Source organism: Cytobacillus oceanisediminis 2691 (assembly GCF_000294775.2).
Lineage (GTDB): Bacteria > Bacillota > Bacilli > Bacillales > Cytobacillaceae > Cytobacillus > Cytobacillus pseudoceanisediminis.
The window spans coordinates 1,529,249-1,552,902 of the sequence record NZ_CP015506.1; the positions used below are offsets into that span (position 1 = coordinate 1,529,249).

Below are 23,654 nucleotides of genomic sequence, written 5' to 3' on the forward strand. Positions count from 1 at the left end.
ACATGATATTTAAAACCACATATACATGTGTTTCGGTCTTTAACTACATGTCTTATACCCGTCTCTTTACAGTAAACTGTTGGGAAAATCATGACTTCCAACCCTTCTTAGCTAAAATACAGGCAAACTAGAAAGGTAATGTATAGGTAATATACTTGTGCAACCCGGCTACCATGACAAATAAACTGTTTTAGGCCCGTGGCTTTGCGTCTTTTACTTTCGTAAAATTTGCCCAGAGGAAATACTAGCATAATTTAGGTATAATGTCATATTTTGTCGGTTTTTGTAACGAAAATGTAATGATGTTTACGAATGGGAAAAATAGCATTATTAGGGGTACTAGGCGGTGAGGGAATGAAGCAATTAGATTTATTTTCCTTCGCCCTTGAGGATCAGATCTTTGGACTAAAACAGGGTGAGGAGTTGGAATTTTTCAGAGGAAATGAACGGCTGCTTATTCGGAAGCATGAGAAATACAAGGACGTTTACTTTTATCAGGGACCTGACTTCTCCGGATACGCGCTTCATATTGATGAAGAGGGTTTATTTGGTGGATTAGATATCTTTAAAACAAAAATAAATCAGTGGCTTTGTAGCGGGTGTTGAATTTAACCAAATAAGGAGTTAGTTTCATTTACCTTTTTTCTCAGCTCTAAAAGTCCAAGCAACTACTAAGAGCCAAAAAGCTGACAATATACTTGGAACTCCAAGCGTTACGAAATATACATTTTTTAAAGTATTTTGATCAATCCAGTTAAACATATTTTCACCTCAACTGTATGCGAGCATGGACCTGGAGCACTTTTATTCGTTCGTTGGAAGGTTGGTCCAGCTCGTTTAAGTTTAAAGTTCCCAGTTGGATGAAAAATATGAAATTATGGCGAAAAAAGAACTGCATAAGAGGCGTAAGCCATATATCTAAACAACATTTCATTCCTAATCTAAAAGTATAATCTCAACACTTTTTGTAGATGTTAAGAGAAAAACAAGGGAGGACTTTTAGTTGGAATGGATTTTTTATCTATACCTGATAAATACGTTTTTTATCTTAATCATAGCAATTTGGGAAGTACGTAGGCCTGCCAAGGCATTGAATTGGATAATAATAGTCCTTCTTTTTCCTATCATTGGTTTCTTGCTTTATCTTAGCATATCAAATCCTAAGTTTATTCATCGGAAAAGATTGACCTCTTCTAAAAGTGTATCTAATAAATTACCTGATACATTTGGTGATTCAGCATCGTTAATCGCCGATGCTTTACGGCACTTCACTGTGAATGGGATACGAACGGGCCAAGTCCAAGTATTTGACAATGGAATAGCAAAATATGAACAACTCATTGAATCCCTCCAAAAAGCCCAAAAAACGATTGATCTGGAATATTTCATATTTAGGAATGACCAAATTGGTAGTCGCATCACGGAACTACTAATCGAAAAAGCAGTAAACGGAGTGCGGGTTCGTTTTATGAGAGATGGTTTGGGGAGTTATAAATTTTCGCGTGAAAAAACCCGACAGATGGTCGAAGCAGGGATAGAATGCCGTACAATATTTCCCTTACGATTTCCTTGGATATTGTCCTATTGGAATTATCGTGATCATTGTAGAATTGTAACAATCGACGGAAAGAAAGCTTTTACTGGTTGCATGAACGTAGGATATGAATATACAGGATTGAAGCCAGACGTTGGCTTTTGGCGGGATACTCATTTGCAAATCATAGGAGATGCATTGGTCGATTTACAGACTGTTTTTGAGGTTCATTGGAATATGGCAGTGCCGGAAAAAATAAAATCAAAAACTAACCTGAAAACAAAGTCTGATGTAATCAATCCAATCGGCAGAGAAGATCATGTCAGATGGTCAGCCGAATTGGGATCAGAGTTGAGCACCCTAGATTATAATGAGATAGACATATCGCCAAAAACAAGGACATTGCAAAAAGCGTATATCCATACGTTGGAAGGAAATCCTGGAATTCCTACCCCGGTTATACGTCAAACTTACTTTATATGTATAACACAGGCTACTAAGACTATTGATATAACAACACCCTATTTTGTACCGGAAACAGATATTATCATGGCATTAAAGACAGCAGTAGCTCGTGGTGTGCGCGTAAGGTTGCTGGTTCCTCGCCATAATAATCAAAAAATCGTGGAATTTGCAAGCCGTACTTATTATGGGGAACTTATAGAAGCTGGTGTACAAATCTACCAGTACGACAAAGGAATGATTCATACCAAGGTGTTGACTATAGATGAGGAGATTGCTGCCGTAGGCTCAGCAAACTATGATATGAGAAGTTTTCGCCTGAATTATGAGGTATGTCAAGTCTTGTACAGTACTGATGTGGCGAGGGAACTCACAGATCAGTTCGAACGTGATCTAATGGACTCTATTCCATTAAATATTGAAGACTTGCTGGAACGCCCCCTGACCGAGCGCATTGTTGAACAGAGTGCCCGCCTGCTTTCTCCATTATTATAAGTTGATGTATTCTGTTTTTATTGTTCTATCTTAAATCTAGATTTATCATTTGAAAAAAGTCGAAAACCCGTGTTAGAAGAACTTTCAACATGGGTTTTTTTCTTATTTACGATGGAATTCATTACTAAAAAACGTTAATACTAAAAAGGCAGTTCAAAGAGTTTGAATTCAAAAATATCTGTTACCTTTTAATTTAAATATAGGGGTGATATCAATAGATAATATATTTGAAAATCTTAATGAAATACGTTTATTAGAAGATAAGCTGTATCATTTAGAATTAAATGGTTGGCTAAAAAATGAGTTTTTAACTTGGGAATGGTGGATACTAGTCGTTTTTTTAGTTGTGCCTTGGGTTATATGGGCTAAACTTGTTAAACGAGACAATATTTTAGAAATTTTGTTATTTGGTACCATAATTATCTTGACAACAACCTTATTAGATGTAGTTGGTGCACAATATAGTTTTTGGGATTACCCCATTGCATTCCTACCTTTTATTCCTCGGGCCTTTCCTTTTGATTTTTCAATGGTACCTGTAGCTTACATGTTGTTATATCAATATTTTAGAACATGGAAATCTTTTATTTTAGCCCAGATCATTATGGCACTAACATATGCCTATATAGGTGAACCCTTTTGCGAGTGGGTCAAACTTGTTAATTATTTAGAGTGGAGATACAGATATTCATTCATATATTACATCATTGTTGGAATTGTAACTCGAGCTTTAATACTAAAACTAGCCTCTTTATCTAAACCTCAAGATCTTACAACTAAGTAAAATTTAAATTGGAGGAAAAAACTTTGGAAGAAGTTAATATTGGTTTACTGACGATCAAAGTCATCGTTGGTTTTGCAACTTTATTTTTTATCATTATCATAACAGGCAGAACATCCATCTATCAGTTAACCCCGTTTCACTTAGTTTTTGTGTTAGTACTTGGAGATTTTTTAGGAAATACCATTTATGAAAATAAGGTAGGGATTTTTCACTTTTTATATGCCATCGGATTGTGGACGCTTCTCATGTTGGGGATAGAGTTCTTGACTCTAAAAAATAAATCGACACGTTCTCTCTTATTGGGCGATCCTAACATCATTATTCGGGATGGTGTAATGGATAGAAAGTTACTTAAAAAGAACAAATTGGATGTAAATCAAGTATTAAGTATACTTCGACAAAATCAGGTTTTTTCTGTTCGCGAAGTCAAATACGGTATATTGGAAGCTAATGGGCAAATAAGTATATTATTACAATCGAAGTATCAAAAACCAGACAAGCAAGATCTCAGTCTTCTAGAAAGTTCAGTATACCTCCCAACAGCGTTAATTATAGATGGGGAAGTATTAAGGGATAATTTACATGAACTCGGATTTGATCAACAGTGGTTAGATAATCAATTAACTACCAATGGCTATGATAATGTTAAACGTATACTCTACGCAGATTGGCGAGAGAATGAAGGAATTCATATTAGTCCATTTTAAAATTCTATTAGGATATTAGCATATGTTTGTGAATGGCCATTTGGATTTTAAATATTAATTAGTGTTTTTATAAAAAATGAAACAGAGAATTTGTATCTCGACTCTTATTTGAAATTTAAAATGTTATCTGCATTTTGATTGATACTTGAAAATTAATTTATCAAGAGATTGACTGTTTCTTATAGTTTCAGGGTCATCTAACCCTTTTCTTAATCCGGTTTCCAAAAGCACTTTTCTATAAAATTTAATCTTTTTTCTAAGCTCTCGGCAGAAACGACACATTATTTTGCTCCTTTAAATAATAAAAGTCCAGGAACCATTATTACAGATAAAGGAAAAACATTAAATGATTTCGACAAAACTTGTCAAAAAACGACAAAAATTAGTAATAAGAAAAAGCCAGGATTTCTCCCGGCCGACCTAATATAATTTTAACACATGGGAGGGGTTCCTGGTGAAAACCAATATAGAAAAAATGACAGCTGAAATCGATTTAATGAAAAATGCAGTGTATATCGTAAAAGACGGCCATCTAGTATTAGCCGATACCCCGCCAAAAGGGTATGGTAAACAAGTGATTTCCTGGCAATCAGGGAAGCCTTCTCATTATGAATTGAATTATTCGATCAAGTTATAGGTACAATTTATTTACCCCATAACTTTCTAAGATTAATTGGCACAATTTCAGTACCGTTTATTTGTTTATGTATTATTGGGTTTGCAAAGGGATCGTGTGTGAAAGTATTATCTAGTTCATTGCTGGAACGGGGGCGTACATCAACACCAAGGACACTTCGAATCATTTTGTGGTATGTCATAGCTGTTCATCTCCTTTGTATTTATTAGATTTATTATTTTTAATTGCTCAATAAAAAATTCATAAAAAGACAAAATAAGTCTACTGGAACAACCAGGGGCACTGAATGGCGTATTAAGCGTTGTTTGGTGTCCATTTTTATTTTATCCAAAGGAGTGTTTTTAATGAAAGAAGCTGCCAGCAAACAAATTGAATCCATTCTTAAGGACTATCATTGGATGATAAACTCAATTAAGATACTCAGGGACTCAATGAAAGGTGCAGGAGAAGGGCTCACTGCTCAATATGGAGATGCAGCTGGGATGCCAAAAGTTCAAGGTACCACAAGCGACCCTGTTTATAGAGAGTGTGTACGCAGGGAGAAGCGATTTTCAGTTATTCATAAGTTCGAAGAAAAGATTTCTGTTATTCAGGATCGGATGCATCTTATTACGGATGATAGGGAGATCGAGGTTCTTCATTGGCTGCTTGAGGGGAAAAGTTATCGTTGGATTGCTATGCACATGGGGTTGTCTCATACCCACATTGCGCGTTTTAAAGATTCAATTGTTAAGAAAATGAGTGGCTATGTTCCAAATGTTACAAACGGTACAAATGATACGAAATTGCAAAAACATAAATCTGCTTGTTAAACTTGAAGGCAGGACGGGGAGGCGGTTAGCAAGCTGCTTCCTCTATTTTTGTTCGATGGTTCACCCACGGTGAATGTTTGCAGGGAAATATCTCTCTTTGTCGAATTTAGTTCTGACAGGGGGTGATTACTATGAAAACTTTTAGTGTACAGTTTAATTATGATAAAGAAAGTAAAATCTTTATTAAAGTAAAGTGTAATGTTATGACGGATCCCCCTCACTATTTACAGTCAAATAAATGGGTTAAAGATGAAGATACAGAAATTTACTATAATATGGATAAGGTTCTATCTTTCCGAATTTACGACGAAAATGATATGTAGTGAGCATCCTTCGGGGTGCTTTTTTATATGGATAATCCCCATACCTTTCCGATACATATTGTGGAGGTGTGATATGGAGATAGTAGATTTTAACCCAGTGAAAGAAACATTAGATAAAATAGCAGTACAGTTGGTGTTGCTGCTGGCTATGTGCGCACTAGCGTATGTAGTTGCCTTTATTGTCTTAAGATTTATAAGGGTTCCAGGACAACTAGCTCATTATCTTTCAACAGCTGTTCTTTTAGCAGTAATGTATTACTCTTTCGTTAATGGTTATATACCAGGTATTCAAAGCGCTCAGTAATGGGTGCTTTTTCTTTTGCAAAAAATTAAAAGGAGGTAGGTGCCATGTAATGAATTGGGATGAAATAAGAAAGGAATTTGAGACCTCTAAGATCACATTAAAGGCCCTTGCCGAAAAACACGATATCAAAATCGGAACCTTAAAAAGCAGAAAAAGCCGTGAAGGGTGGTCAAGGGATCCAACGAAAAAGGATGCAACCCAAAAGCAAAAGGTTGCAACCCTGGAACCAGTGATTGAATCTGATGATTTAAACGATAAGCAAAAAATGTTCTGCCTTTACTACATCAAGTATTTTAATGCTACTAAGGCATATCAAAAAGCTTATGGAGTTGACCGTAATACTGCTGAATCAATTGCTTATAGGTTGATGGGGAAAGATGGAGTGAGAAGGGAAATTGAGCGGCTGAAACAAGAAAGGTTTAATGGGGTCTTGTTAGATGCTCAAGCAGTTCTCCAGAAGTACATCGATATTGCCTTTGCTGACATTACAGACTTTGTTGAATTCGGGCAAGAGAAAAGGCAAGAACTTGATCACAACCTAGAACCGATGATTGATGAAAACGGTGATGAGGTCACTTATTCATATAGTTACGTTCATCTTAAGAATGCTGATGAAGTAGATGGCACCCTGATTACTGAAGTAAAAAAAGGCAAAGAGGGAGTCTCTGTAAAGCTTGCGGATAAGATGAAGGCCCTAGAGTTCTTATCGAAATACACTGACCTTCTGTCTGAGAATGATCGCAAGAAGCTGCAGAATGAAAAGCTTAAAGTTGAAATTGAAAAAATAAAAGGTGATGACGGTTCAGGAACCCAAGAAAGTGAAGTCGCTGCAATGTTGCGCAGAATGGCGGGTGGTACTTAATGGCCGAACTGACACCTAAACAAAAAGAAGTATGGGATTGTTTCATTAAGGAACAACCTAAAATACTCCTCGCCAGTGGCGCAAAACGTGCAGGGAAAACCTTTGTTTTCATCCTGCTTTTTTTAATGCACATCGCTAAATATGAAGGTCAGGGATTATCTTTTATTATTGGCGGTTCCACTCAGGCATCCATTCGAAGAAATATCCTGAACGATATGGAAGAGATTTTGGGGAAGGAACTTAAGCTCGATAAAACCAATGCTATAAGTATTTTCGGCAACAAGGTTTATTGCTTTGATGGAACCAATGCTGATGCCTGGAAGAAAGCAAGGGGTTTTACAGCTGCAGGAGCTCTGCTGAACGAAGGAACAGCCTTGCATGACATGTTCGTTAAGGAAGTCATTTCTCGTTGTTCATACCCGGGCGCACGCGTTCTGATTGATACTAACCCAGAAAACCCTGCGCACTTTGTTAAAACGGATTACATCGATAAAGATGGTCAGAAGTTGAAAAACGGAAAGCTGAACATTAAAGCATTTCACTTTACTCTGTTTGACAATGTTTATCTGGATGAAGAGTATGTGGAGAGTATTATTGCTGCCACTCCTACAGGAATGTTTACTGATCGAGATATATACGGGATGTGGGTAGCTGCCGAGGGAGTTATTTATAAGGACTTCAATCAAAAAATTCACTATGTCACTTCTGAAGAGGTAGCAGAGTTAAGGTTGGTTCGCTATTGGGCAGGAGTTGACTGGGGATATGAACATCCTGGTTCAATTGTCGTTCTGGGAGAAGATGACCAAGGCGATATATACCTCTTGGAGGAACATGCTAAACAGCACGAGGAAATAGATTACTGGGTGAAAATTGCGAAGGAAATTAAAAGCCGTTATGGCAACATTAATTTTTATTGTGATACAGCTCGTCCAGAACATATTATCCGTTTCAGGAGAGAACGTATTAGGGCAATTAATGCTGATAAAGCTGTTATATCAGGAATAGAGGAAATTAGTCGTCTTTTCAAACTTAATAAACTGAAAGTTGTTAAGGACAAAGTGGACCGATTTAGGAAAGAGATATTTATGTATGTTTGGAACCCGAAAACAGGAGAGCCGGTAAAGGAATGGGATGATGTACTGGATGCACTGCGTTATGCCATTTATACACATTTGAAACCGCAACGACGGAAAACAGGGTAGGTGAGACAAATGATCAAATTCAAGGAATACATCGACAAAAACGGAATCGATGCCAAAACGGTGCTGGAAATCATCGATGCGCATAAAAAAGATAGGGACCGGATGATCAATCTTTATCAACGATATAAAGCAGATCCGGATGGACCAAAAATCTTTTCCCGAACTGCTGCTGAATATGAGGATTTTGAAACAGGCGGTAACATTCGGCGTTTGGATGATAAGGTGAATAATCGATTAAATAATGCTTTTGATGCAGATATTGTGGACACCAAAATAGGATATATGTTTGGTCATCCTATTAGTTATGAAGCTGACCGACAGAATGATTTGCTTAAGAAGGAGCTTGCTGACTTTTTATTAAGGAATAATGCTGAAGACAATGATTCGGAATATGGGAAAATGGCAGCTATTTGTGGATATGCTGCTCGGCTGGTGTACATCGATACAGATGGATATGAGCGTATAACAAACATTGATCCATGGGAAGTAGTTTTTCTCGGTGATGACATCCACGAGCCAGATTATTCCTTGCGATATTATTACCGTGATGAGGATGTTTTTGCAGAATTCTATGATGATACGAATATTTACTTCTATAAATCAAATCAAGGCGGGCAATACGACTTATACGACAAGAAACCTCATATGTTCGAATACGATCCACTCTTTGGTGTGGCAAATAATAAGGAGTTAAAAGGGGATGCGGAGAAGGTTCTCTCTCTAATTGATGCGTACGACAGGACTCTTTCTGACGCCAGCAATGAGATTGAGCAATATCGATTGGCTTATCTGATTTTGAAAGGGATGGGGGCAGACGAAGAGTTTTTAGCCAACCTTAAGAAAAATGGTGTCTTTGAGCTGTTTGGAAAAGAAGATGATGTTCGCTATCTCACCAAAGATATTAATGATGCTCTAATAGAACATCACCTGGATAGGCTGGAAGAAAATATTCTGCGTTTTGCTAAGTCGGTTAACTTCTCTGATGAATCTTTCGGCGGAAACATTACCGGCATAGCCATGAAATATAAGCTTATGGCTCTTGAAAATAAGTGTATTACCATGGAGCGAAAATTTGCCTCTTCTTTGCGCTATCAGTTTAAAGTGCTGTTCAGTGCCTGGGCAAAGAGGAAAGGTTTCAGCAAAGAAGATTACATTAAAGTGTATTTTGGATTTAAACGGAACCTTCCAGCGAATATTCTGGATGAGGCGCAGTCCAATATCCAGCTGAAAGGATTGGTAAGTGAGAAAACGAGATTGGGCTTACTCTCCTTTGTGGATGATGTGGAATGGGAAATGGAAGAAATGAAAAAGGATGCAGTGCTTTATTGGAACGAACTTGAGCCATTGGAAGATAATCCGGATGATGATTCAGGTGGAGGCGAATGAATCAGTTAGAAATCCTTGAATTCCTTGATAAGCTGCTGTCAAAAACAGAAAGTGCCATCGAGAGAGTTTTTGGTCTCCGTTTAAAGTCCATACTGTTTCAGATCAGTGAGATGTACCGGAAATATGAAAAAAACGGTGAGCTCTCTTATACAGAGCTGAATAAATACAATCGTTTCCAGAAGGAAATGGAGCTTATAGGAAAGGCTTTTACAAATGATTATAAGGAAATCATTAAATTAATTAATGGATCCCTTGAAATACAGTACACAGAGAATTACTTGCGTCATGCGTATTTATTTCAGTTAGGACTTTCTGTAGATATGGGCTTCACCCTTCCGAGTATGTCAGTTATCCAGGAAGCAATAAAAAATCCGATTGATAAATTAACGCTGCCAGCTGTTCTTCAGGAACATCGCAATGAAATAGTTAGAAAGATTAATATTGAAATCAGCCAATCCTTGTTAGCTGGTGAAGGCTATTCCACTATGGCGAAAAGAATTGAAAATGCAGTTGGATTCTCTCAAAAAAAGGCGCGCGCAGTTGCCCGGACGGAGACTGGAAGGGTAAGAAGTCTTAGTGATGAAGCTGTTTCAGAGCAAGCTGCCAAGTATGCCAAAATGGACAAGGTTTGGGCATCGAGTCTGGATCTTAGAGTTAGAACTTCTCATCGCGAACTGGATGGTCAGAAAGCTGATAAAAACGGATATTTCCATTACAAGGGCTTGAAAGCTAAGGGGCCTCACCTCTGGGGCAGGGCAAACATGGATATCAACTGTAGATGTACAACGATTCATCTTGTAAATGGGAAGTTTCCTGAATATCGGCGGGGCAGGGATTACATGGATGCAGATTATCAGAAGAAACTGGCAGGGTGCATTGACGAGATAATGACTGATGAAGGGTTAACATATATCCAAGCCTTGAAAAAAGCTCAGAAGGCTTTAAAACCTCCATCAACCACTGTGCCTTATGTGACTTATGAAGACTGGAAGAAGAAATTTACTTCATAGGAGGTGTTAAGTTGATTGAAATTAACATAACCACTGCTGAGGATGGCTACATGAAGATTGAAGCTAAAGGTCACGCTCAAAGTGTTGTTTGTGCTTCAGTATCTACCCTCTTACAGTCTTCAGTGCGGTTTCTCCAGGATCTGTCTGCTCAATACCCTGAAGATGTGAATGTCATAATCAAAGAAGAACAATAACACTCGTCTTTAAGCAATAGACGCTATAAACAGGCTTATTTTTTATACCCAAAATGACATGTAGGCTCGTACTGCATGGCTAGGAGGAAAAGATATGCAAATTAAAATGCAAAAGAAATTACCGTTTATACCCCTAAATATTAAACAGTTTGATCAAAGCTCAATCAATTTGACAGCTGTGAAAAAGTTCCTAACGGACAACAAAGATAATGCTGAGGTCCAGGCTTATCTCGGAGAGCTTTCGGCCGTGTCAGCTGACAAGGTGAAAGGATTCCTTAATACCGAAGACGGAAAGAGGCTACTCCAGCCAAGGTTGGACAGCTACTTTACTAAAGGCTTGGAAACTTGGAAAGCAAATAACCTGGAAGCTTTGGTTGCTGAAGAAGTTGCTAAGCGAAACCCGGCCCAAACTGAAGAGCAAAAAAGGATTGCAGCTCTTGAAAAGGCTCTTGAAGAACAGAAGAAAGAGGCCCAGCGTGAAAAGCTCATGAATCTTGCTATGAAACAGGCAACTGAAAAGAAACTGCCAGTTGACATTGTAAGTTTCTTCTTGGCTGAAGATGAAGAAAAAACTACTGCCAACCTTGCTAAGCTTGAGGAGGCTTATACAAAGGCTGTTCAGGCTGCTGTTGACAGCAAGTTTAAAGAGAATGGGCGTCAAATTAATCAGGGTGGCGGAGCCGGCAACACTAATATCAAATCCATTCAGGAAATGGCAGCTGCCCATAATATTCGCAATCAACAACAAAACCAATAAAAAGGAGGCCATATAAATGGCAAAAACAGTAATGATTTCAGGGCTTTTACCTCTGAATATTAAACAATTCGTAGAGCAAACTTATACACCTGATAATGTTCTAATGCAGGATGCCAAAACAGGGCTTATTCCTGTTGAAGAAGGCGGGTTAATTGTAGAGGATGTTATCAAAGGTTCAACTGTTATGAAGCTGGCAAAATATGAGCCAATGACAAAGCCGAAAAAGACTTTTTCCTTTAAAGCAAAAGGGGCAGGCGCTTACTGGGTTTCTGAAACGGAAGTTATCAAGACCTCTAAAGTGGAATGGCTAACAGCATCCATGCAGGCTGAGAAGCTTGGTGTTATCATCCCATTCTCTAAGGAATTCTTACGTTATACAGCAAAAGACTTTTTCAATGAGGTAAAACCGTTAATCTCAGAGGCATTCTATGAAACTTTTGATATTGCTGCTCTTTTCGGTACGAATTCTCCATTTGCTACACACTCAAGCGGTAAATCAATCTTTACTGGTGCAACTGATGAAGGCAACCTAATCGCTCTAGGATCCGGTGATGATCTGCAGGATGAAGTATTTGATCTAATGGGCCTTATCGAGGCAGGCGGTTTTACTCCTGATGGAATGGTTGCAACCAATGCGTTCAAGCAGGATCTTCGCCGTGCAAAAAATGCAACGAATGGAGAGCGTTACTACACTAACCTCAACGATGTAGAGGGTATGGCTGTCACATATGCAAAGCCTGAAGCTTTCGATGTTACTAAAGCTGCGGCTCTAATGGGTGACTGGGATTATGCTCGTTATGGAATTCTTCAGAACATCGAATACGCTGTTTCCGAAGACGCTCAGCTATCTTCTATCGTGGATGCTTCCGGTAAACCTATTAACCTTTTCGAACGTGATATGTTTGCCCTGCGTGCCACCATGCACATCGGGTACATGAACATTAAGCCGGCTGCTTTCGGAGCACTAACTCCAGCAGCGCCAGCAGTTTAATAAAGGAGGCGTTTTGATTGGCAAAATACGTTAAAGCTTCAGACAGCATTATTGAAGTAGTAAATGACCAAGGGAAAAAACTAAAGGTGACTGAGCGCGCCTACAATATTGTTTACAAAGGTAAGGGCTTTAAACCAGTCAATGAAGTGTCCAATAAAGCCCAAGATCCAAATACTAGTGAGGTTGATTATTTCACTCTTTCTGCAGAAGAGCTGCAAGAGATTAAGAATGATGACCTAAAGGCATTCTTAGACAAAGAAGGCATTAGCTATAAATCAAGTGATAATAAAGATGATTTAATCAAGTTAATTACTGGAGAGTAGGTGCCTGCTTATGTGGGAGCCTACAGCTGAACAAATCAAAGAAATTAAATTGATTAATGGGGAGCAAGGCACGGCGAAAGATGAATATTACCGGGCAATGCTTCCTATTATTTTTGACCAGGTTAAGGAGTATTGCAATAACACTTTCGGGGAAACAGATTCGGAGCCTCTTGCCCTCCCTGGTGGAGTTAAACTTTTCATAGCGAAAGCAATTCAGTTCAATGAAAATAAGGCTGGCTTAAAAAGCAGGAATATGGGATCTGTGTCCTATTCGTATGAAACTGAGTTTCCAGAAAGTCTATATAAATACCTGCGTCCCTATAGGAAGGTGAAATTTCATGCTCAGCGATGAATTTCCGCATTCCTTGACCTTTTGGGAGCAAAGGAACATACCAGATGGCGGGGGCGGTCACGAAAAGGGCTATGCTGCCGTTCTGCAGATCAATGGTTTTATGGATTCTCCATCGAGCAGAGAAGTTTATGAGGCTCAAAAACTTGATAACCCTCTGGACCGGGTCCTGTATTATCCGTACCGTACGGATATTACCACAGATATGCGTGTTTCCTTTGAAAGTGAAACCTATGAGATAACCGGCAGGCCACAAGATCAGGGGGGACAGCATGAAATCATGCGTCTCCCTTTAAGATTGATTGCCAATGGCTAACATTCGGTTTGGAAGCAGACGTCTTTCCAGGGCGGTTCAGAGGTTCGGTGAGGGAGTTATTGATGAGGCAAAAAGGATTGTGGTTGAAACAGCCTATATGATCCAGGCGAATGCTCGTTCTTTGGCTCCAGAGGATGATGGGAATCTTAAAAAGTCTATTGAGGTGCAGATCAGAGATGGAGGACTTACTGCGGTGGTAACGGTGGGTGCTCATTATGCAATATATGTCGAGTTTGGCACTGGCATTTACGCTGTTAATGGTGATGGCAGACAGACTCCTTGGACCTATTACTCTGATAAGCTTGGTCGTTTCGTAAGGACTAAGGGGATGAGGGCTCAGCCCTTTTGGTTCCCAGCCATTGAAATGGGGCGCAGGCATTTCCATACAGAAATGAGCAGGTTGGTGATTTAACATGTATTTTGATACAGCCTTATGGCCTCTTCAGCAGTCAATATATCAGCGTTTAGCAGCAGATAAAGAGCTAATTGAAAAGGTAGCAGATGTCTTTGATTCTGTACCTGAAAACCAACCTTATCCCTATGTAGTAATAGGTGAACCCTCTACTCTTCCGTTTGATACAAAAAATACGTTTGGTGAAGAATTATCTATCGTGATTCATGTTTGGTCTGATTACGAGGGAAAGAAAGAAGCTTACGAGATTCTTAATGCTTGCCAAAAGGCATTAGCTTATAAGCTCGAACTCTCTGATTTTAAGATTTTAAAGGCAGAGAGATTGGGCATGCAGGTATTTGATGATATTGATCCACGGATTAAACATGGTGTCTTAAGAATGAAATACACAGTAAAAAACATATAAGGAGTGATCAGAATGCAGCAAGGGAAAGATTCCATTTTGCTTGTGCAGTCTACGGATGCAGCATTAGGTACAGATGGCCTCTTAATTGGAAATCTTACTGAAAATACCTACTCGATTGAAAATGACATAATCGATGAGTCCACAAAGTTTGGCCGCATTGTTGGCTATGGACAGAATAGTGAGTCCTTTGAATTTACAGCCTATGGCGAAACGGGGGATCCAGGACAAAAAGCAGTATTAAATGCAATAAAGAACAAAAAAACAAATTAAGGTGTGGGAAGTGGACCTGAATCTTAATGAAGCTGGTAAGCATCCCACTGTTTTTGGCTACTGCATTGTGGAAAGTGCTGAAAAATCAAGCCCGCAAGATGGGTTTGTGGAAGTATCGGCAACTGTCCAGGTTATTGGATCCACCCAAGAAGGAGAAATTGATCCTTTACCTGCAGAAATGATTGAATTTGCACGGTATGGCTTTGAGGCACCAGGAACATCTACTGGAGAATTTCCTGAACAAACACAGGGTACTACAGGCGTATAACAAATAAAGGCGGGAGTTATTCCTGCCTTTTTTCTATTCTATTTTATTGGAGGATATGGAAAATGGCATTTTTAGAAATCAACGGCAAAGAATTAGAGGCAAAATGTAATTTTCGTTTTGAAAGGTTAGCAGATAAAAAGTACTCAGAGCAAGACCAAGAGGGGAACGATGTTGGAGGCTTCCACGGGATTTACACAAACCTTCTTCAGTATTCAAATAAACATTTGCTGGCTTTTTGGGATTGCGCTTTAGATTACCTGGTAAAGGACAAGCCGAAACTTGAGGAGATAGAGGCAGCCATCGAACAACGGATTGAAGAGGATGGGGACACAGAGAAATTGTTTAAAGAAGCCTTTAATACGGTGGACGAATCGGGTTTTTTCAAGAAACAAGCCAAGAACTATTGGAAAAATATCAACGCTTACAAAGAGACAGGGAAAACGGAAGAAGAGAAAGCGGAAAAGGCCCAGCAGGTAGAGGTTCTCATCCAAGCATTCAACGAAATGAAGGAATAGATTACGATCAGCTTTTTGTAAATGCTGCGCATTATCTGCAGGTTTATGACACTGAATTAATTTTATCCTGGACCCCCAGAGAATTTCAGAACTTTATTAAAGGGGCTCAATTGCGAATTGTAGACCAATACGAAGGCATGGCTAAACAGGCGATGTTTAATCGCTATGCACAAAATTCAAAAAGGGCAAAAGAAAAGAAAATGTTTGATGCCCAGACAGCAAGAAAACGGGTCATGAACGGCACTGGGAATTGGAAGGAAAGCCGAGAACCAAAGATTAATACAGATCGCTATCGAGCAGCACAAAAGGCCATGAAAGCTTACAGGATGAAAGGAGGTTAAGGTATGCAAGAGGATTTTGCTGCTAGAATTACAGCCGATATTAATGGATTTTTAAGTGATATGGCTAGAGTTGACGAAACGATTCGAAGAACGGCACTTGGGGCTACAGCGCCAATCACAGCTAATATTACTCGATTTTTGGCAAGCATTAATGATGCAAATAGGCTGCTAGATCGAATACCTCAAATAAGAGAAACGAATTTGATTGCCGATGTCACTCGCTTTAACAGGCAAATGCGGCAAGTTCAAGCGCGTGCTTTAGCGCTTACCCGACAGCTTATTTCAGTTCCGGTTGATGTGGCATATAATAGCCGTCAATTTCAGCAGGTAGGACACCATATAAGGCAGGTTTATAGAGGTACTTCTGCAGAAGCGCAAAGAATGAGTCAGGAAATGCGGACAGCTTTTTATGGTCAATCAGCAAGCATGAGGAGCTTGCGTGATGACCAAATAGCAGTTCAATATGGATATTTTCAGATGGCTCGATCATCTCAAGATTATACCGGCTCCACACGTGAATTTATGGATAGTTTGCAGGAGTTAGGGAATCGGCAAAGGCGAATCAATGACCAAATGATTGGAAATAGTTTGCAAATGCGAACTGCCTTTTTGCAATCAATTGGAACGATGTTAGCCCGGTCTACTCAGGCCAGCAAGATTCTTTCAAACTATGAACGCATGGGAAATCCATTTTACTCGGTAAATGCAGGAGCTCTCAGAGTCGCAGATAGCTTAAATCGAATTGCTAACGCAGGACAGCCGGCAGCAGTCGCCTTGAGATTACTTGGTCCAACTGCATCAATGAAGCAGTTAAATGACATGACCATGATGATTACTCAGGGGCTTATGAGGATGAACGCTGTAGCACTAGGGGCAGCGGTCACATCAGCTCTGCTATATTCAAGTCTGCATCAAGCAGCCATGAATAGTGTAGCAGGATATGAAGAGTCGTTTAACAGAATGACAGCAGCCGTCAGAAAAGCCTTTCAGCCGATGGTTGAAGTTTTTGGAGCTGTCATGATCAAGATTTATGATTTCATCACTGCAATAGCAAACATGGCTATTAAATTTAATGAGGCCCATCCCGTCCTTTCGAAAATCATTCAAGGGATAATGATGCTTATACCAGCCCTGACATTAATACTATCACCATTAGCTATAGGAATTGGATTAGTAGGAGGATTAGTAGCAGCATGGGGTTCACTTTGGCCTATTCTAGGACCAATAATAACTGGGCATGCAGCAATGATGGGTACTGTTTTACTTGTTTCAGCTGCGATAGTCGGTCTAACAGCCGGAATTATTTATCTGTGGAAGACTAATGAAGGATTCAGAAATGCTGTTATTTCAGCTTGGAACTCTATCAAAGAGGCTGCAATTGCTGTATGGGGATTCTTAAGCCCTTATATCAATCAAGCAATAACTGCTGTTACGACATTCGTTAAAGAAAAGCTGGACCAAATGAAACTGTTTTGGGCAGAAAATGGGGCACAGATTACACAGGCAATATCAAATGTTTGGAGTATCATCAAAGGAATCTTCTCTGCAGCGATGGCAGTTGTTGTTCCGATTCTTGGTGTAGCATGGATGATTATTAAGGCTACCATAATTTCCACATGGAATGCGATTAAGAGTATCATCAATGGCGCTCTGAATGTTATCCAAGGGATTATTAAGGTGTTTGCGGGTATTTTTACCGGAGACTTTTCAAAGGTCTGGGAAGGAATTAAACAGATTTTCAAAGGAGCATTACAGATTCTTTGGGGATGGATCAATCTTTACTTTATCGGTAAGTTCCTGGGACCACTTAAAGGATTTGCATCCTCTGCTAAAAATCTAATTAAATCTGCATGGAATTTTATCAAAGGTATTTTTACAAATACTCTTAATACGATTAAATCATTTGTTACAGGTTCCTTTAATGCAGTTAATCGGACAATTTCCAATGTGATGAATGCAATCAAGCAGGTTATTGTAACGATTTGGAATAGCATCCGTTCAACTGTTAACACAGTAACCAGCACCATAAAATCCATTGTAACTGGGGCGTTTAACAGTTTAAAAACAACTGTAAGCAACGCAATGAGAAACGTAAAGAACGCCATAGTAAATGGGTGGAACGCTGCTAAATCCTTCTTATCATCTATTAATCTTTCAAGCATTGGTAAAAACATCATTCAAGGCTTGATAAAAGGTATTAAATCGATGGTCGGAGCAGTAGGGTCTGCTATTGCTGACGTTGCCGGGAATATTAAAAACAAAATTAAAGGTGCCCTGGGCATTCACTCACCATCAAGATGGATGAGGGATATGATCGGGAAGAATATAGTTTCCGGTGTCATTGTCGGTATTAAAAAGATGACAGGCTCAGCTGCTAAGACAACTGCCAATATGGCTTCAGCAATTACTGGCGCCTTTAGTCCGGAATTAGCCGTTTCAAATATGGATATAAGCCGTACTTCACTTGATGCTGGTTTCCAAATGGCTGAAATCAAACAGCAGATTAAAGATGAGCTCAGTGTCGAATTGGCAGTATATCACCAAGGGTACGAAGCAGGAAATGGTGGTAATCGTACTGAAAAACAACCATTACTTTTACAAATGGTAACTCCAGACTTACGCGTGCTCGCAGAATGGCTTGTTGATGATATAACTGAAATCCAGAATTTCAAAGATCACAGAATTCAAACTTTTAAAGGGGGGCAGTAGGATGGGCTTTACGTTTAATGGCATAAAAAAAGATTATGTTGTTCTCCTGGCATCTGAAAGAAGACCTGCTTTTGCCCCCATAAAGAGAAACCTGTTAACTATTCCAGGTATGCCTGGTGCCCATCTAGTCAGCACAGAAACACAGATAAGAATTCTTCCAGAGCCTATTTTAATTGATAAGAGTTTATCTGAAATCAAAGATATTGAGAAAATAAAGGAAGATTTAGCGGATTGGCTTATAACAGATCAACCAGCAGAATTAATTTTTGACGATGAACCGGATAGGGTCTATTACGCTGCTGTAGATGGTTCACTTGATATTGAAGACCTTGTAGACTATGGCAGAGGTGAAATTACATTCATTTGCCCTGATCCATACAAATATGGGGAAGAAAAAACGATTCCGTTTCCTGCAGACGGCATAATCACAAACAGTGGTTCTGCCGAGACTCCTCCAATAATTAACTTGGAGGTTACCCAGAAGATAACTTTTGCGATGGTTCAAAAAGGAGTAGACGAATATATGTTGATTGGTGAGCCGGCAGAAGTCACAGCCACTCCGGTTGACACTCGCACTTCATTACTTTCCGAGGACGGCTCAACAATTGGAACATGGCAGCCTGCAATTCCTGAAATGGGATCGTCAGAAGGAACTATAGGCTATGACGGATCCGGAATCACAGCACCTTCTTATGGTACCGGTTCCTCATATCACGGTCCATTCGTTTATAAAGAAGTGCCTTTAACGGGCGACTTTGAAGTCGAGATGCGTGGACAGTTGTTGTCAGGTATCCCAGAAACGGGACGTGTCGGATTTTCGTTATTTGACGACCAATTACGGAACATCGCAATGATGAACGCAGTTGATATTATCACTTCGATGCACCGGAAGTCAGCTGAGGGACGTGTCGGGCCATACGTCGGGGATTTTGTTAATTACGCAGTAAGCTCTCGTAATTACCGATACGAGTGGGAAAACTTCCCTGTCTATCTAAGGCTAAAAAGGGTCGGTGATACTTTTGAATTCTATGTAGCCCGCATTCTTGGGGATGGTACCCACATGAACCCATTAACCCAGACGTGGACTACGGTTAACGACGCGCACCGGGGGAGTCTTAAGTACGTTGGGATATTCATCGAGAAACACGGAAGTACCCCATCTCCACATACGAACCGTATTGACTATATTCGTGCTTATGGTCTATCGCAAGCAACAGTTGACCAAACGCCGTACATTGCTTACCCCGGTGATGTCATTACATTTAATCATAAAACCAAAGACATTTTAATCAATGGTTTCGACCGTACGGACTTAAAAGCGTTTGGAGCTCGTTATTTCTCTTTCGAAAAAGGAAAGAATCTTTTAACGCTGCTGCCGCAAGGTGCATTTAAGGCAAGTGTCACTTACAGGGAGAGGTTCAAATGATTCATGTTGCCGATGGTTTAACAGACAAAATATGGGCAGTCATTGATTTAGGGGAGTTTTGGGATGACATTCATTATAAGTCGTTACGGGATTCGATGGAGACGTTTGATTTCGTTACATTTGGGGACAAGCCGTTTGCCAGTTTTTTAAGCAAAAGGAACCGTGTTGTTATTCCAGATGAAGATGGCCGATATCTAGAGTTTATTATTAGTAACACTAGAAAATACCGAACCGGGCAAGGCGCTCAATATACAGCGGTCAAAGCCAATGCATCATACTTGGATCTCCGGAAGGCAAAGGTGATTTCTCCTGGTAAACGATCGTCACAATCACTCTCAACCCTTACATCGCTGGCAATCGGGGGCACTGAATGGCGCGCGGGCAGGCTTGAAGGATACGGTACCCGAACAATAAATATCGAAAAGTACACAGACCCCTACTCCCTTTTAAAAATGATCGCAACTGAATTCAATTTGGAACTGCAATTTCGTATAGAAGTCAGGTCTAACCGGATTATCGGCCGTTACGTTGACCTGGTTAAGCGTGTAGGTGATTGGCGCGGGCGTGAAGTCGAGTTCGGCCAAGACTTAGTTGGTATTGAGCGCATCGAGGACGCAGATAACATCGTTACTGCACTGGTAGGTATTGGACCAGAGCGTGAAGATGGCACTCGCCTAGAAGTTACGGTTTCAGATTCAGATGCATGGCAGCGATGGGGCCGAGTAGACCCTGTGACGGGTCAGCGTGCTCACATCATCGAAACCTATGAGCCTCAGTCCAATGATCAAGGCATGACGCTAGAACGTCTGACCACGCTGACTGAAAGCGAGCTCCAGAAACGGATTAATACAATTATCCAGTATACTGCAGAAGCAGCTGACCTTGAGAATGTACCTGGACTGAAGAACAAAAAGGTTCGCTTCGGTGATTCTATTCGGGTTAAGGATTCAAAATTTGAGCCTCCGGTTTACCTTGATGCCCGAGTGCATACACAGGAACGATCAATAAGTGACCCATCGAAGAAGAAGTTTGTCCTAGGTGATTTCATTGAATATAGTGAGGAAGATATCCATGCACTATGGAACTCTATGCAGCTTGAGATTCAGCGAAAGCTGGCTAAATTACTTATCGTTAATGTTGAATCCTCTGCCGGTCATGTTTTTAAGAATGGAGCCGGTACCACTACGTTAACATCTCGAGTTTTTCTAACCGGTACAGAGGTAGATGAAGACGGCGACCTGTATTCCTACAGCTGGACGAAGCATGACAAAAACGGTGTACGCGATATGGCGTTTGCTCGTGCAGGAAAATCTATCGCAGTAGCGTCTTCAGATGTGGATACAAAAGCAACATTTTTTGTGGACATTGGTTTTCAGGGAGAAGTTATCCAAACGGGGCAGTTTACGATTGCTGACTTATATGATGGACAGAACGGGGCTGACGGACAATCACTTTATACGTGGGTCAAGTATGCGGACAATGCTAGTGGTAACGGCATGAGTGAATATCCAGAGGGCAAAGCATACATCGGGCTTGCGTATAATAGGCCGACATCGAACGAGTCGAGCAATCCGGCTGATTACGAATGGTCATTAATCCAAGGTCCGCAAGGCGTGCAAGGTCCGGCGGGAGCAGACGGGAAACCGACGTACACTTGGATAAAGTACGCAGAAAGTGCGAGTGGAACAGGCATGAGCGACAGCCCAACCGGGAAATCGTATATAGGTTTGGCGCACAACAAGACGACCTCCTCCGAATCGTCCAACCCCGCCGATTACACATGGGCTAAGTTTCTTGGTCCGCAAGGCGTTCCCGGGCCTCCGGGGAATGATGGGCAGACGCTATATACCTGGATAAAATACGCTGATGACGAACTAGGTAATGGCATGAGCGAAATCCCGACAGGTAAGTCTTACATCGGTATTGCGTATAACAAGACGGATTCCACTGAGTCCTCAAATCCCTCAGAATATACATGGTCAAAGTTCGAAGGCAATCAGGGTGTTCCTGGGCCAGCCGGTAAGGACGGTACGACGTACTATACGTGGATTAAATACGCCGACAGCCCAACTTCGGGCATGAGCGATTCGCCTGCAGGTAAGAAGTACATGGGGATCGCTTATAACAAAACAACCGCAACTGAATCGACTAGCTACGCTGATTACTCGTGGTCACTGATTCAAGGACCGCAAGGAGACCAGGGTCCTCAAGGGCAGCCTGGGTTCGTTTTAAGTTGGAATACAACTGGTACTGTATATGTTGATCCTCAGGGAAGGCTGTCAAAATTAACAGGAAGTTCTACATGGGACTCACAGGCATATTCAACTGAGAGTTACACAGGAGGAGCTTTTCTAACGTTTAAGGCAGGAGTCAATGCAAATAACATTATGATCGGTCTAAACTCTGACCCGGCAACGGATGCCAGCTACACTAGCATAGATTATGCATTCTATTTAAGAAGTGCAGGCACATTTAGTTTCTATGAGAGTGGAGAAAGTAGAGGTACGGCAATTCCGTTTTCAGTTGGCGATGTATTTTCTGTTGTCTACGATAATACGGAAGTTAGGTATTACCATAACGGAAACCTCGTGAGGTCAGTCGCTGCCTCTTCGGGTCTTACCCTATCGGTAGATAGTTCGTTCGCAACGGCTAGTTCTAAGAGTCCTCATATTTACGACCTCTACTTTAGTCCAGCGGCAGCTAAAGGTCCTCAAGGTCCTGTCGGCCCTCAAGGTCCAAATATTGTTGATAGTACAACGCAAATAGAAGCAAACATCATCAAAGCTAATCACATCGACGTATCGAATTTGTCCGCGATAGTCGCCAATCTTGGTAAGGTTACCGCCGGTGAACTAACAGGTGTAAAGCTTGAAACTGATGATGGACTCGGAAGTAAAGTTATCATAAACAATGGGGAGATTGAAGCATTCCGAAATGGAAACAAGATAGCCGCGATTAATAAGCGGGGCTTTCATATCTATGATGATCAAGTGAACGATGACAGCGTCGGTATAATTCGAGACCAGCGTGGCACCGAGTCCGGAGACTTAAGCCTGGCGATTAACAGTTATCGTGATGGTTTGGACATCGGGTTTATGATTGACGATGACCTTGCTAGACCTTGGATCTCAATGAGTAAGAAATACGAGGAGACAATTATCTCTGGAACCAACATACCTGGGATTGACCGTGGTAGACTCATCCTTAAATCTACCCGAGAAGGCGGGACTGCAGACCAACTAACCCCTATGATGAAGTTAAATAACTACACCACAAACGGGGGCACTGCAGACCCGACTTATTGGTCCGGAGTTATCGTTAACACAGGCCGAGATAACAGTACACCAAACGCGTCTAACAAGCGATTCGGATTCGAAGTATGGCAGTACAGAGGAACGGGGAATGGCGCAGAAAAGCAAATGATGCGCGTGGACACGGATGTCGACGGTACGACCTACGCTGCTTTCTACACGGACAAATCGTATATCCCTCGTCCTTTATTACGGGCGGATAACGATCAGTACTATTGGGCAGCCGGTGCTCAAATAGCTTCGAGGATTGAAGATATTCACGGAGTCCAAAATGCTAACACCATATTTTTTGTAACGGAAACCGACATAACTTTAGACGGACAGAACTTGGTGTACAAGGACTTTAGCTTTAGTGGTGCGGAGAATATCTTCCACGTTATTGCTACGCCGTACAACAATAACTCTTACAGGGTTAGTGCTCGTATTTATAATCAGTCGTCAACTGGATTCAGAATTTACTTGCCACGGCACGATACTTCCACTACGAACTACACAATTACGGTCCGGTTGCTCATTATCTTCGAACCGTAAACCGATAAGGAGGCGTT

30 protein-coding genes and 1 riboswitch are annotated in these 23,654 nt (G+C 40.7%); of the genes, 27 read left to right on the plus strand and 3 right to left on the minus strand.

Going from position 1 to position 23,654, the window contains the following annotated elements; translation table 11 throughout:
• Positions 1-155: 155 nt before the first annotated feature.
• Positions 156-243, minus strand: a riboswitch (cyclic di-GMP riboswitch).
• 69 nt (positions 244-312) lie between these two features.
• A complete protein-coding gene (locus A361_RS07835; RefSeq protein ID WP_236888006.1) occupies positions 313-606 on the plus strand; it encodes a hypothetical protein in 294 nt (97 codons plus the stop codon).
• Positions 607-630: 24 nt separating this feature from the next.
• On the opposite strand, the gene A361_RS31210 is transcribed toward A361_RS07835, so the two are convergent.
• A complete protein-coding gene (locus tag A361_RS31210; RefSeq protein WP_019381526.1) occupies positions 631-762 on the minus strand; it encodes a hypothetical protein in 132 nt (43 codons plus the stop codon).
• Positions 763-1,003: 241 nt separating this feature from the next.
• On the opposite strand from A361_RS31210, the gene A361_RS07840 reads away from it, so the two are divergent.
• The 3 genes from A361_RS07840 (at position 1,004) to A361_RS07850 (ending at position 3,982) form a co-directional block, all read left to right on the plus strand.
• On the plus strand, positions 1,004-2,491 hold the full coding sequence (locus A361_RS07840; protein WP_019381527.1) for a phospholipase D-like domain-containing protein: 1,488 nt from the start codon (positions 1,004-1,006) through the stop codon (positions 2,489-2,491).
• A gap of 205 nt (positions 2,492-2,696) precedes the next feature.
• On the plus strand, positions 2,697-3,275 hold the full coding sequence (locus A361_RS07845; protein ID WP_019381528.1) for a CBO0543 family protein: 579 nt from the start codon (positions 2,697-2,699) through the stop codon (positions 3,273-3,275).
• 23 nt (positions 3,276-3,298) lie between these two features.
• On the plus strand, positions 3,299-3,982 hold the full coding sequence (locus A361_RS07850) for a DUF421 domain-containing protein (RefSeq protein ID WP_019381529.1): 684 nt from the start codon (positions 3,299-3,301) through the stop codon (positions 3,980-3,982).
• Between the two features lie 123 nt (positions 3,983-4,105).
• Here the strand turns inward: A361_RS07850 and A361_RS31215 are convergent, their stop codons facing one another.
• Complete coding sequence (locus A361_RS31215; protein ID WP_019381530.1) at positions 4,106-4,264, minus strand: aspartyl-phosphate phosphatase Spo0E family protein; 159 nt, start codon at positions 4,262-4,264, stop codon at positions 4,106-4,108.
• 172 nt (positions 4,265-4,436) lie between these two features.
• Between A361_RS31215 and A361_RS07855 the strand changes: the two genes are divergently transcribed.
• Positions 4,437-4,619: a DUF3954 domain-containing protein gene (locus tag A361_RS07855; protein WP_019381531.1), complete on the plus strand. Its 183-nt coding sequence runs from the start codon at positions 4,437-4,439 to the stop codon at positions 4,617-4,619.
• Between the two features lie 7 nt (positions 4,620-4,626).
• Here A361_RS07855 and A361_RS30430 read toward each other — a convergent pair whose 3' ends face one another.
• Positions 4,627-4,800, minus strand: coding sequence for a hypothetical protein (locus A361_RS30430; RefSeq protein ID WP_019381532.1), 174 nt, complete (start codon positions 4,798-4,800; stop codon positions 4,627-4,629).
• A gap of 163 nt (positions 4,801-4,963) precedes the next feature.
• Here A361_RS30430 and A361_RS07860 point away from each other — a divergent pair, with 163 nt between their 5' ends.
• From A361_RS07860 to A361_RS07960, 22 genes are all read left to right on the plus strand, one after another.
• A complete protein-coding gene (locus A361_RS07860; protein ID WP_019381533.1) occupies positions 4,964-5,431 on the plus strand; it encodes a LuxR C-terminal-related transcriptional regulator in 468 nt (155 codons plus the stop codon).
• Positions 5,432-5,562: 131 nt separating this feature from the next.
• The gene (locus A361_RS07865) at positions 5,563-5,754 is read left to right on the plus strand and encodes a hypothetical protein (protein ID WP_019381534.1); all 192 of its coding nucleotides are present in this window, start codon (positions 5,563-5,565) and stop codon (positions 5,752-5,754) included.
• Positions 5,755-5,827: 73 nt separating this feature from the next.
• Positions 5,828-6,058, plus strand: coding sequence for a hypothetical protein (locus A361_RS07870; RefSeq protein ID WP_019381535.1), 231 nt, complete (start codon positions 5,828-5,830; stop codon positions 6,056-6,058).
• 49 nt (positions 6,059-6,107) lie between these two features.
• On the plus strand, positions 6,108-6,920 hold the full coding sequence (locus A361_RS07875; RefSeq protein WP_019381536.1) for a terminase small subunit: 813 nt from the start codon (positions 6,108-6,110) through the stop codon (positions 6,918-6,920).
• Positions 6,920-8,122 (plus strand): PBSX family phage terminase large subunit, encoded by a 1,203-nt coding sequence (locus A361_RS07880; protein WP_019381537.1) that lies wholly within the window; start codon positions 6,920-6,922, stop codon positions 8,120-8,122. Before A361_RS07875 ends, A361_RS07880 begins: the two co-directional genes overlap by 1 nt.
• 9 nt (positions 8,123-8,131) lie before the next feature.
• Positions 8,132-9,508 carry a phage portal protein gene (locus tag A361_RS07885; RefSeq protein WP_019381538.1) on the plus strand — a complete coding sequence of 459 codons (1,377 nt, stop codon included), beginning with the start codon at positions 8,132-8,134 and terminating at the stop codon, positions 9,506-9,508.
• On the plus strand, positions 9,505-10,518 hold the full coding sequence (locus tag A361_RS07890; protein ID WP_019381539.1) for a phage minor head protein: 1,014 nt from the start codon (positions 9,505-9,507) through the stop codon (positions 10,516-10,518). Before A361_RS07885 ends, A361_RS07890 begins: the two co-directional genes overlap by 4 nt.
• 11 nt (positions 10,519-10,529) lie before the next feature.
• Positions 10,530-10,712, plus strand: coding sequence for a ribosomal-processing cysteine protease Prp (locus A361_RS07895; RefSeq protein ID WP_019381540.1), 183 nt, complete (start codon positions 10,530-10,532; stop codon positions 10,710-10,712).
• Positions 10,713-10,875: 163 nt separating this feature from the next.
• A complete protein-coding gene (locus A361_RS07900) occupies positions 10,876-11,469 on the plus strand; it encodes a DUF4355 domain-containing protein (protein WP_026041686.1) in 594 nt (197 codons plus the stop codon).
• A 16-nt stretch (positions 11,470-11,485) separates the two neighbouring features.
• Complete coding sequence (locus tag A361_RS07905; RefSeq protein ID WP_019381542.1) at positions 11,486-12,460, plus strand: phage major capsid protein; 975 nt, start codon at positions 11,486-11,488, stop codon at positions 12,458-12,460.
• A 17-nt stretch (positions 12,461-12,477) separates the two neighbouring features.
• Complete coding sequence (locus A361_RS07910) at positions 12,478-12,783, plus strand: hypothetical protein (protein ID WP_019381543.1); 306 nt, start codon at positions 12,478-12,480, stop codon at positions 12,781-12,783.
• A gap of 10 nt (positions 12,784-12,793) precedes the next feature.
• Positions 12,794-13,135 carry a phage head-tail connector protein gene (locus tag A361_RS07915; protein ID WP_019381544.1) on the plus strand — a complete coding sequence of 114 codons (342 nt, stop codon included), beginning with the start codon at positions 12,794-12,796 and terminating at the stop codon, positions 13,133-13,135.
• Entirely contained in the window at positions 13,122-13,448 is a 327-nt protein-coding gene (locus A361_RS07920) for a phage head closure protein (protein ID WP_019381545.1), read from the plus strand. The genes A361_RS07915 and A361_RS07920 overlap by 14 nt, the downstream gene beginning before the upstream one ends.
• A complete protein-coding gene (locus tag A361_RS07925; protein ID WP_019381546.1) occupies positions 13,441-13,860 on the plus strand; it encodes an HK97-gp10 family putative phage morphogenesis protein in 420 nt (139 codons plus the stop codon). The genes A361_RS07920 and A361_RS07925 overlap by 8 nt, the downstream gene beginning before the upstream one ends.
• Position 13,861: 1 nt before the next feature.
• On the plus strand, positions 13,862-14,266 hold the full coding sequence (locus A361_RS07930) for a DUF3168 domain-containing protein (protein WP_019381547.1): 405 nt from the start codon (positions 13,862-13,864) through the stop codon (positions 14,264-14,266).
• Positions 14,267-14,278: 12 nt separating this feature from the next.
• Positions 14,279-14,536, plus strand: coding sequence for a phage major tail protein, TP901-1 family (locus A361_RS29685; RefSeq protein ID WP_099049169.1), 258 nt, complete (start codon positions 14,279-14,281; stop codon positions 14,534-14,536).
• 10 nt (positions 14,537-14,546) lie between these two features.
• Positions 14,547-14,804: a hypothetical protein gene (locus tag A361_RS29690; RefSeq protein WP_099049170.1), complete on the plus strand. Its 258-nt coding sequence runs from the start codon at positions 14,547-14,549 to the stop codon at positions 14,802-14,804.
• Positions 14,805-14,866: 62 nt separating this feature from the next.
• Positions 14,867-15,319 carry a tail assembly chaperone gene (locus tag A361_RS07940; protein ID WP_019381548.1) on the plus strand — a complete coding sequence of 151 codons (453 nt, stop codon included), beginning with the start codon at positions 14,867-14,869 and terminating at the stop codon, positions 15,317-15,319.
• Between the two features lie 110 nt (positions 15,320-15,429).
• Complete coding sequence (locus A361_RS07945; RefSeq protein WP_019381549.1) at positions 15,430-15,660, plus strand: hypothetical protein; 231 nt, start codon at positions 15,430-15,432, stop codon at positions 15,658-15,660.
• 3 nt (positions 15,661-15,663) lie between these two features.
• Complete coding sequence (locus A361_RS07950) at positions 15,664-18,369, plus strand: phage tail protein (RefSeq protein WP_019381550.1); 2,706 nt, start codon at positions 15,664-15,666, stop codon at positions 18,367-18,369.
• Position 18,370: 1 nt separating this feature from the next.
• Complete coding sequence (locus tag A361_RS07955; RefSeq protein WP_019381551.1) at positions 18,371-19,795, plus strand: distal tail protein Dit; 1,425 nt, start codon at positions 18,371-18,373, stop codon at positions 19,793-19,795.
• A complete protein-coding gene (locus tag A361_RS07960) occupies positions 19,792-23,637 on the plus strand; it encodes a phage tail spike protein (RefSeq protein WP_019381552.1) in 3,846 nt (1,281 codons plus the stop codon). The genes A361_RS07955 and A361_RS07960 overlap by 4 nt, the downstream gene beginning before the upstream one ends.
• The last annotated feature ends 17 nt before the right edge of the window (positions 23,638-23,654 follow it).

Bases quoted from the DNA above. Each gene is read 5' to 3' on its own strand.
- A361_RS07835 (WP_236888006.1), top strand. From the start codon at position 313: ATGGGAAAAATAGCATTATTAGGGGTACTAGGCGGTGAGGGAATGAAG.
- A361_RS31210 (WP_019381526.1), bottom strand. From the start codon at position 762: ATGTTTAACTGGATTGATCAAAATACTTTAAAAAATGTATATTTCGTA.
- A361_RS31215 (WP_019381530.1), bottom strand. From the start codon at position 4,264: ATGTGTCGTTTCTGCCGAGAGCTTAGAAAAAAGATTAAATTTTATAGA.
- A361_RS30430 (WP_019381532.1), bottom strand. From the start codon at position 4,800: ATGACATACCACAAAATGATTCGAAGTGTCCTTGGTGTTGATGTACGC.
- A361_RS07860 (WP_019381533.1), top strand. From the start codon at position 4,964: ATGAAAGAAGCTGCCAGCAAACAAATTGAATCCATTCTTAAGGACTAT.
- A361_RS07865 (WP_019381534.1), top strand. From the start codon at position 5,563: ATGAAAACTTTTAGTGTACAGTTTAATTATGATAAAGAAAGTAAAATC.
- A361_RS07870 (WP_019381535.1), top strand. From the start codon at position 5,828: ATGGAGATAGTAGATTTTAACCCAGTGAAAGAAACATTAGATAAAATA.
- A361_RS07875 (WP_019381536.1), top strand. From the start codon at position 6,108: ATGAATTGGGATGAAATAAGAAAGGAATTTGAGACCTCTAAGATCACA.
- A361_RS07880 (WP_019381537.1), top strand. From the start codon at position 6,920: ATGGCCGAACTGACACCTAAACAAAAAGAAGTATGGGATTGTTTCATT.
- A361_RS07885 (WP_019381538.1), top strand. From the start codon at position 8,132: ATGATCAAATTCAAGGAATACATCGACAAAAACGGAATCGATGCCAAA.
- A361_RS07890 (WP_019381539.1), top strand. From the start codon at position 9,505: ATGAATCAGTTAGAAATCCTTGAATTCCTTGATAAGCTGCTGTCAAAA.
- A361_RS07905 (WP_019381542.1), top strand. From the start codon at position 11,486: ATGGCAAAAACAGTAATGATTTCAGGGCTTTTACCTCTGAATATTAAA.
- A361_RS07915 (WP_019381544.1), top strand. From the start codon at position 12,794: ATGTGGGAGCCTACAGCTGAACAAATCAAAGAAATTAAATTGATTAAT.
- A361_RS07920 (WP_019381545.1), top strand. From the start codon at position 13,122: ATGCTCAGCGATGAATTTCCGCATTCCTTGACCTTTTGGGAGCAAAGG.
- A361_RS07925 (WP_019381546.1), top strand. From the start codon at position 13,441: ATGGCTAACATTCGGTTTGGAAGCAGACGTCTTTCCAGGGCGGTTCAG.
- A361_RS07930 (WP_019381547.1), top strand. From the start codon at position 13,862: ATGTATTTTGATACAGCCTTATGGCCTCTTCAGCAGTCAATATATCAG.
- A361_RS29685 (WP_099049169.1), top strand. From the start codon at position 14,279: ATGCAGCAAGGGAAAGATTCCATTTTGCTTGTGCAGTCTACGGATGCA.
- A361_RS07940 (WP_019381548.1), top strand. From the start codon at position 14,867: ATGGCATTTTTAGAAATCAACGGCAAAGAATTAGAGGCAAAATGTAAT.
- A361_RS07950 (WP_019381550.1), top strand. From the start codon at position 15,664: ATGCAAGAGGATTTTGCTGCTAGAATTACAGCCGATATTAATGGATTT.
- A361_RS07955 (WP_019381551.1), top strand. From the start codon at position 18,371: ATGGGCTTTACGTTTAATGGCATAAAAAAAGATTATGTTGTTCTCCTG.
- A361_RS07960 (WP_019381552.1), top strand. From the start codon at position 19,792: ATGATTCATGTTGCCGATGGTTTAACAGACAAAATATGGGCAGTCATT.